The 7,109-nt window shown below is 60.3% G+C and carries 8 protein-coding genes; all 8 read right to left on the bottom strand.

Annotation, left to right across the window (positions count from 1 at the left end):
• Positions 1–121 precede the first annotated feature (121 nt).
• Positions 122–793, bottom strand: a complete 672-nt coding sequence (locus tag AUR65_RS16660; RefSeq protein ID WP_042663002.1) for an ABC transporter permease — start codon at positions 791–793, stop codon at positions 122–124.
• Positions 786–1,820, bottom strand: coding sequence for an ABC transporter ATP-binding protein (locus AUR65_RS16655; protein ID WP_058567933.1), 1,035 nt, complete (start codon positions 1,818–1,820; stop codon positions 786–788). Before AUR65_RS16655 ends, AUR65_RS16660 begins: the two co-directional genes overlap by 8 nt.
• A complete protein-coding gene (locus AUR65_RS16650) occupies positions 1,817–2,566 on the bottom strand; it encodes an ABC transporter permease (RefSeq protein WP_058567932.1) in 750 nt (249 codons plus the stop codon). Before AUR65_RS16650 ends, AUR65_RS16655 begins: the two co-directional genes overlap by 4 nt.
• Before the next feature lies 1 nt (position 2,567).
• On the bottom strand, positions 2,568–3,509 hold the full coding sequence (locus tag AUR65_RS16645) for a glycine betaine ABC transporter substrate-binding protein (RefSeq protein ID WP_084816499.1): 942 nt from the start codon (positions 3,507–3,509) through the stop codon (positions 2,568–2,570).
• Positions 3,510–3,853: 344 nt separating this feature from the next.
• Positions 3,854–4,540, bottom strand: a complete 687-nt coding sequence (locus tag AUR65_RS16640; RefSeq protein WP_058567930.1) for an RraA family protein — start codon at positions 4,538–4,540, stop codon at positions 3,854–3,856.
• 59 nt (positions 4,541–4,599) lie between these two features.
• Positions 4,600–4,998 (bottom strand): Rieske (2Fe-2S) protein, encoded by a 399-nt coding sequence (locus AUR65_RS16635; RefSeq protein WP_042662997.1) that lies wholly within the window; start codon positions 4,996–4,998, stop codon positions 4,600–4,602.
• A complete protein-coding gene (locus tag AUR65_RS16630) occupies positions 4,995–6,155 on the bottom strand; it encodes an amidohydrolase family protein (RefSeq protein ID WP_084816498.1) in 1,161 nt (386 codons plus the stop codon). Before AUR65_RS16630 ends, AUR65_RS16635 begins: the two co-directional genes overlap by 4 nt.
• Positions 6,156–6,259: 104 nt before the next feature.
• Complete coding sequence (locus AUR65_RS16625; protein ID WP_084816497.1) at positions 6,260–7,036, bottom strand: IclR family transcriptional regulator; 777 nt, start codon at positions 7,034–7,036, stop codon at positions 6,260–6,262.
• Positions 7,037–7,109 lie beyond the last annotated feature (73 nt).

The following is a 7,109-nucleotide window of genomic DNA, read 5'->3' as shown; positions in this document are numbered from 1 at the left end:
GTTCGCGAGCCTACTCGTCGGCTTCGGACTCGCAGCGATACCGCTGGTGTGGCTCGGGCGACGCGAGTAAGAGCGTCTACAACTGGCGGCAGTATCGGGGACCGGTTCGATTGGGGTCGCCTCAGGCCTCTGCGACCGCACCACCGCTCTGCGTGGTCTGCGTGTCGAGATTCCGCTCGGCGACGCCGAGAATGGTGTCGAGCGAAATCGCCAACACCGCGCCCGGAATCGCACCGGCGAGAATCTGCGGCGTGTTGAACAGTTGGATACCAGTGACGACCCAGTCGCCGAGTCCCCCAGCACCGATGAAGATAGCGAGGTACGCAGTCCCGACGTTCATCACGGTACTGGTCCTGATTCCCGCGAAGATGACCGGGACGGCCAACGGCAGTTGGATCTGACGGAGGATTTCCGAGTCCGTCATCCCCATCCCTTTCGCCGCTCGGATGGTTCCCTCGTCGACGTCTTCGATGCCGGCGATGGTGTTCGTGATGATGGGTAACAGCGCGTACACCCACATCGCGAGCAACGCCGAATTGAAGCCGATACCGACGAACGGGAAGACGAGCGCGATGACGGCCAGCGGTGGGACCGTCTGGGAGATGTTCCCCGACGAGAGAACCCACGTCTTCGTTCGCTCGTTTCGCGTCGCGAGGATACCTGCCGTCACCGCGACGAGTATCGCACCGACCTGCGCGACGAGCACCAAGATGAGATGCTCGCGAAGCAGGTCGACGAACGTGTCGAAGTTGCTGAGCAGGTAGTTCGTCGCCTCGACGAGCAGGTTACTCATGCGCGAGTTCCCCCCGCTGCGACTTACTGTGGTGGAGGTGTTCGAGGTTCACTGTCCCGACGACGCTGCCGTCTCGGACGACCGGGAGGTCATCGCACTCGGATTCAAGCAGCACTGACAGCGCCGTCTCGGCGCTCTGACCAGGGGCGACGTGCGGCGGTGCTCCCGCACCGTCCGCCGCGGCCGACTCGGGTTCCGACCCGCCTCGGGGCAGTTCGGACACGGACGTTCCGACGAGCGAGTCGTCCGTGTCCATGACGTCTTCGACCGGCAGCACCTGCAGCTTCTTCAGGCCGCGGTTCGACCCGATGAAGTCCTCGACGAACTCGTTCGCCGGGTTCTCGAGGATGTTCTCGGGCGTGTCGTACTGGACGACTTCGCCCACGTCGTAAATTGCGATTTTGTCCCCCATCTTCAGCGCCTCGTCGATGTCGTGGGTGACGAACAGAATCGTGGTGTTGATCTGTTCTTGAATCTCGAGGAACTCGTCTTGGAGGTTGTCGCGGGTGATGGGGTCGAGCGCCCCGAACGGCTCGTCCATGAGCATCAGATCCGGGTCCGCGGCGAGGGCGCGGGCGACGCCGACGCGCTGCCGCTGGCCGCCGGACAGTTCGCGCGGGTAGTTCTCCCGGTACTGGTCCGGCGGGAGATCCATGAGCGCTAGGAGCTCGTCGACTCGGCTCTCGATGCGGTCTTCGTCCCAGTCTTTCAGTCGCGGGACCGTTCCCACGTTCTCCGCGACGGTCATGTGGTCGAACAGGCCGATGTCCTGGATGACGTAGCCAATGCTTCGCCGAAGACTCGTCTTCTCGACGTTCTGTACGTCTTCGCCCTCGAACCGGACCGTTCCGTCGGTCGGGTCTTCGAGGCGGTTGACGAGTTTCATCGTGGTCGTCTTACCACAGCCAGAGGGCCCGACGAGGACGGTCGTCGTCCCCGCTTCGACGCTGAAACTCACACCGTCGAGCGCCACCGTCTGCCCGTACTCTTTGCGAACGTTTTCGAACTCGATTGCGTGTTGACTCATGAGAGTATCCTCCAAATCGCGCGGGTCGGTCGTGCTTTGTCTATCTGCTCTCCGTTACGAAGTCTGAACAACTGCTCGCTGACCGCGAAGCAGTAATCGAACGCCAGCGTCAGCACCACGAGCACGACGGTCGTGACGACGATCATCGGGATGTTGCGCTCGCGGATGCCTTGGAAGATGAAATCTCCCAATCCACCGGCCCCGACGAACGCCCCGATGGCGGCGACGCCGATGATGATAACGACGGCGTTCCGCAGCCCAGTCATGATAACTGGGAGCGCCATCGGAACCTGTATCTGTCGAAGGCGCTCTATTCGAGTCATACCGAGCCCCCGACCGGACTGGATGACTGCGTCGTCGACGCCGTTGAGCCCGACATAGGTGTTCCTGACGAGTGGTAGTTGCGAGTACAGCACCAGCGAGACGATGACTGGCGGTTCCCCGATTCCGAAGACGGGAATGAGCAGTCCGAACAGCGCGATACTCGGGACGGTCATGGCGACGCCGGCGAGCCAGAGAACGACTGTGGCCGCGGTGTCGTTGAACGTTATCAGGACGCCGAGAGAGATACCGATTGGTATCGCGAGCAACATCGAAATCGCGATGATATCGATGTGCTCCAGCGTCAACACGAGCAAGTCGCCGGCGTACCGGGAGACAAACGACTGGTACGATCCAAGCGTGGAGTTCAATGTCACCGTCGTGAGGGCGGTGAGAGCCGCTTCGAGGGATGTCGTCGGTTGCATGTCAGATGAGACCTTCGGAGCTCAGGTGGTCGCGAGCGATGCTCGCTGGGTCTCTGTCTTCCTCACTAGCTTCGAGCGCCATCTGTTGCATTTTCTCGGTCGTGACGCTCGGTGCCACCTCGTTGAGCGTCTTCTTGACGACAGGATTCTCCTCGACAGCAGCCTGCTGGATCATCGGGACGATCCAGTACTTCGAGAAGTGCCCCTTGTCGTCGTCGAGGATGCGCAGGTCGTACTTGTATATCTGTGGCTGCGTCTGCCAGCCAGAGGTCGCGACGGCCTGGCCGTCGCTGAGAATCTGGTAGTTCAGGCCGCCGTATCCGACCTTCCGAAGTTTCACCTCGTCCCACGCGGACTGCTCGATGCCGTAGTCGTCGATGAGGGCAGGCAAACCGTCCTCCCGCTCTGCGTACTCCGTGTAGGACACGAACGTCATGTCGGTGTTCCCGTCGTTGACGTACGAGGCGAAGTCGCTGATCGTTTGGATACCGTGTTCTTCTGCCCAGTCGGGTCGGGAGACGATAGTCCACGACGCGTCAGCCCCCGTGGGTTCGGTCAGCGTCAGTCCCCACTCGTCTTCGGCGGCGCTTTTCGACTCGGTGTATATTTTCTCGCCGTCGGGAATGACGTTCGACTCCCCGAGGATCTGATGCCAGAGCGTCCCGGTGTACGTCCAGTAGCAGTCGATTTCGTCGTTCTTGAGCGCGTTGAAGCACTGGGAGGTGCCGCCGAGTCCCGTCTCGTCGTTGACCGTCAGGTCGGTGTTCTCCCGGAGTGCGGCAATTGCCATGTGCCCGAGAATCTCCTGTTCCGCGAACTGCTTCGAACCGATGGTGATGCTGTCGCCGCTGCCGCCGCCATCTACGATACTGGAACAGCCCGCCATGCTCGCGATACCGATTGCTCCCGCTGACTGAAGGAACGCTCTCCTACTGTTGTGCATGATTCATCCTGATGAACTGGGTTGGGGATATTTATAATTTATCCTCAGACAGTTTTTGCCGCCCAAACTGGGCGAACGCTACGCGTCTTAGACAATGTGCGCACGGACATTCACAGATCGCATCTAAGTAACATGACCGCCCTCTCTCGCCCCCGTCCAGCGGATCGGAGCAGCCGCCGAGTGACCTCGGAATCCGGTCTCGCGGGAACGGACTAGCTCCCGACGCACTCCCGTCTTTCCGAGCGATTAACTAGCGTGCTGCTCCGTGCTCACCCATTTGGGTGTCGCGGCGTCGTCGTCCTTCGCAGGTTGTTATGGGACGCTCCGCTGTCGTCTCGAAACGCCTAGAACGTCTCGTGTTCCTCGTAGGCGTCGAACGCCTCGACGCCGTCTTCGAGGGCGGCACGGACGGCGTCCTCGGACGACGCCATCTCATGGGCGTCCTCGGCGACGTCCTCGGCGATTTCCTGGGGAACGACGACGACGCCGTCGCCGTCGCCGACGACGATGTCTCCCGGCGAGACTTCGACCCCGCCGACGACCGCGTCGGTGCCCCAGTCGAGCAGCTCCCAGCGGAAGATGCAGTCCACGGGAGTAGTGTACCGGTTGAACACGGGGAAGCCGCGCTCTCGGATGACGCTCGTGTCGCGGACGCCGCCGTCGATGACGGCACCGGCCACGCCCGACGGTTGGAGCGAGGTTACCTCAAGCTCGCCGAGATGGGCCGAGTTCGTGTCGTTGGTGTCGTAGATCATGACGCCGTCTTTGGGGACGTCCTCGTGCATCTCGAGGAAGCGCCTGAGGACCTCGTCGGCGTTGACGCTTCGGTTCGGTCGCCCGACGATGGGGAAGGCGCTCCCAACGACAGTCATGTCGTCGTCGAGCGGTGTGATTTCGGGGTCGAGCGTCTGCTCTTCGTAGCCGTACTCGTGCATCACGTCCGCCACCGCCGGCGTGTACAGGCCTTCGTATTTGGCGAGCAGTTCTTTGTCGACTTCTCGTTCTCTCTCTGAGGAGGATTGGTTGATCATCAGTTTGGGTTGGTGTGGGTTGTTGTGGTACGTGGTGCGGTGTGGTTCTCAAATGGCGACTACAGCGTGACGACAACGTAGCCGGATTCGTTGCGAACGGGAATGGACCGGAGTTTACAGCCGTCGTCGACGAGGCAGTCGCCGGTCGTGGCGTCGAACTCCCAGCCGTGCCACGGGCAGCTGAGAATCTCTCCCTCTCGACACCACTCGAGTTCGGTCGTGAGGGTGTCTCGGTCGTGTTCCGCCTCGACGGTCCCGCTCACCATCCCCTCACAGAGGGGACCGCCCTGGTGAGCACACCAGTTCGGGTAGGCGTACAGCTCGCCGTCAATGTTGAACACGCCGATTTCCTTTCCGTTCAGGAGCGCGATGACGCGTTCGCCGTCGGTGAGTTCGTCGGACCGCGCGACGACGTGTTCGTCGTCGTCGAGCGGAAGATTTTGTGCGTTCTGGCTCATGAGACGTCGATGTCGAAGACTTCTGCCGAGTTTCCGTACAACACCTTGTTACGGTCCTCCTCGGAGAAGTTGCCGAGGTATTTCAGCAGCGCTTCCGTGTTGTCGATGTCGAAGTGGGGGTGGTCCGTCGCGAACATGAGCACGTCGCCGCCCCACATCTCCACGAGTTGTTTCATCATGACCGGGTCGTTCGGCTCGTCGAGCGGCTGCGTAGCGAAGTAGAACTGGTCACGAACGTACTCTTCCGGTGTCTTCTCCAGCAGCGGAACCTCGCTCCGGCGCTGCTTGTACTCCCGGTTCAGACGGAAGATGAGCGAGAGCCACGCGATGCCCGCCTCCTGGAACACGAAGTCGACACCGGGGAACTTCGCCGGCGTCCCGTTCTCGAAGAGGCTCGTCAGCGTCAGGAACTGCGAGTAGACGTGTGCGAGCGCGTGGTTCGCCATGTACGTCTGCAGTTCGTGTTGGAGCGTGGGGAAATCGAGGGCGAGTCCCGGAGCCGCTGCCCCGTGGAAGACGACGGGGAGGTCGTTGTCCTCCGCCGCGCGGTAGATTGGGTCGTACTTCTCGTCGCCGAGTGGCGTCTTCGTCCCCGTCGAGTTCAGGAACACGCCGCAGATTTGGTCCTCGCTGGCGAAGCGGTCGATTTCCTCGGCGGCGGCCGCCGGGTCGTGTGGGACGACCGACGCCAGGCCGTAGAAGTTGTCGTGTCCGTCGAGGAACCGCTCGACGAGCACCTTGTTGGCTGCCTCGTTGAGTGCTACCGCCTTGTCGGTCTGCCGGACCATGTTGAGTTCCGGCAGCATGTTGACGATGGGGTAGTCGACGTGGAACTCCCTCGACAGCACGTCGTCGATGTCCTCTTTTGGATCCGTGACCTGCATCAGTTCCGTCGGGAGTTTCCCGCTCAGGTCGCGGTTGTAGTTGTCCGTCGGGTACATCCCGTCGTACGAGGACGTTCCCGGCTGCAGGTAGTACTCAATTTCTCGCTTGTACGGATCGTCGAGATGTTTCAGTAGGTCTCGTTGGATTTCCTCGTTTCTGAAGGACGTGTGAACGTCCATGTCGATGACCGGCACTTCCTTGAGCTGGTCTGCGAGGGGGTTTGACCTGGCTTGCTCACTACGTTCGGCGAGTCGTTTGCTTTGGTCAGCCATACGACTCCAATGTTAGATACAATAGTTATAAATGTTCTCCTCAGACAGAATTCTAGAGGCACTTCAAAACGTTTTGCCACACGAAACAGCTCGTTCCTGGATGATTAGTAGGTTTCCTCGCTCCGCGTGATGTTGAGACTGATGACGTTTGCAGCGCTTTTAACGGCTTCTGCGAGCGTTTCACGATAGTACTCTCCGGTGAATTTCATCGCCGGCCCGGAGACGCTGATTGCGCCGAGCGCGCGGTCGTCCTTGTCGAGAATCGGGGAGGCGACACACCGAAGTCCCTTCTCGTACTCTTCAAGGTCTAACGCGAGTTGGCGTTCGCGAACGGTTTCGAGACTTTCTTCGAACTCCTCACGGTTCGTGATGGTGTTCTCGGTGTATCTCGTCAGACCGTGGATGTCCTCGAATTTATCTAATACCGACTCCGGCGAGAAGGCAAGTATCGCCTTTCCCGTCGCGGAGCAGTGGAGGTCGTGGTACTCGCCGGCGGCCGTCGAAAACCGCACTTCCTGCTCGCTCTGAGTCCGGTAGAGATAGACACCTCGGGCGTGTTCTACGGTCGATAAGTTGGTTAGTTCTCCCGTCTCGTTGGCGACTTTGTCCGCTTCCGGGCGACCGAACGAGAACAGCGGCCCGCGGTTTCGTGCGACCTCCCCTAGCCTGAGGAACCGTAGCCCCAGGTAGTACTGGTCTCCGTCCTTAACGATGAACCCCTGCTGACGGAGCGTACTGAGGTGGTTGTGGACCGTACTTTTCGTGATTCCTGTCTTGTTGACGATGTCTTGGATGCGTCCTCCGCCCAGTTCTTCCAGTCCGTTCAGGATTTTGAGCAACGTCAAATCGGAGTTGATGGGATTCTTAGCTTTGTGTGGCATATACCACCTCTAGTTTCACGAAGGACTTTATTGTTTCGCATCACGAAATTAGATGCGTCGTGTTCTGAGACAC

This window comes from Haloferax marisrubri, assembly GCF_001469875.2.
In the GTDB taxonomy this organism is placed as follows: Archaea; Halobacteriota; Halobacteria; order Halobacteriales; family Haloferacaceae; genus Haloferax; species Haloferax marisrubri.
The sequence above is the reverse complement of the archived record's forward strand: the minus strand, read 5'-3'. Positions and strand labels throughout refer to the sequence as shown.

Excerpts from the sequence above, each read along its gene's own strand:
- AUR65_RS16630 (WP_084816498.1), bottom strand. The coding sequence starts at position 6,155 with ATGGCTGACCAAAGCAAACGACTCGCCGAACGTAGTGAGCAAGCCAGG.
- AUR65_RS16655 (WP_058567933.1), bottom strand. The coding sequence starts at position 1,820 with ATGAGTCAACACGCAATCGAGTTCGAAAACGTTCGCAAAGAGTACGGG.
- AUR65_RS16635 (WP_042662997.1), bottom strand. The coding sequence starts at position 4,998 with ATGAGCCAGAACGCACAAAATCTTCCGCTCGACGACGACGAACACGTC.
- AUR65_RS16640 (WP_058567930.1), bottom strand. The coding sequence starts at position 4,540 with ATGATCAACCAATCCTCCTCAGAGAGAGAACGAGAAGTCGACAAAGAA.
- AUR65_RS16650 (WP_058567932.1), bottom strand. The coding sequence starts at position 2,566 with ATGCAACCGACGACATCCCTCGAAGCGGCTCTCACCGCCCTCACGACG.
- AUR65_RS16660 (WP_042663002.1), bottom strand. The coding sequence starts at position 793 with ATGAGTAACCTGCTCGTCGAGGCGACGAACTACCTGCTCAGCAACTTC.
- AUR65_RS16645 (WP_084816499.1), bottom strand. The coding sequence starts at position 3,509 with ATGCACAACAGTAGGAGAGCGTTCCTTCAGTCAGCGGGAGCAATCGGT.
- AUR65_RS16625 (WP_084816497.1), bottom strand. The coding sequence starts at position 7,036 with ATGCCACACAAAGCTAAGAATCCCATCAACTCCGATTTGACGTTGCTC.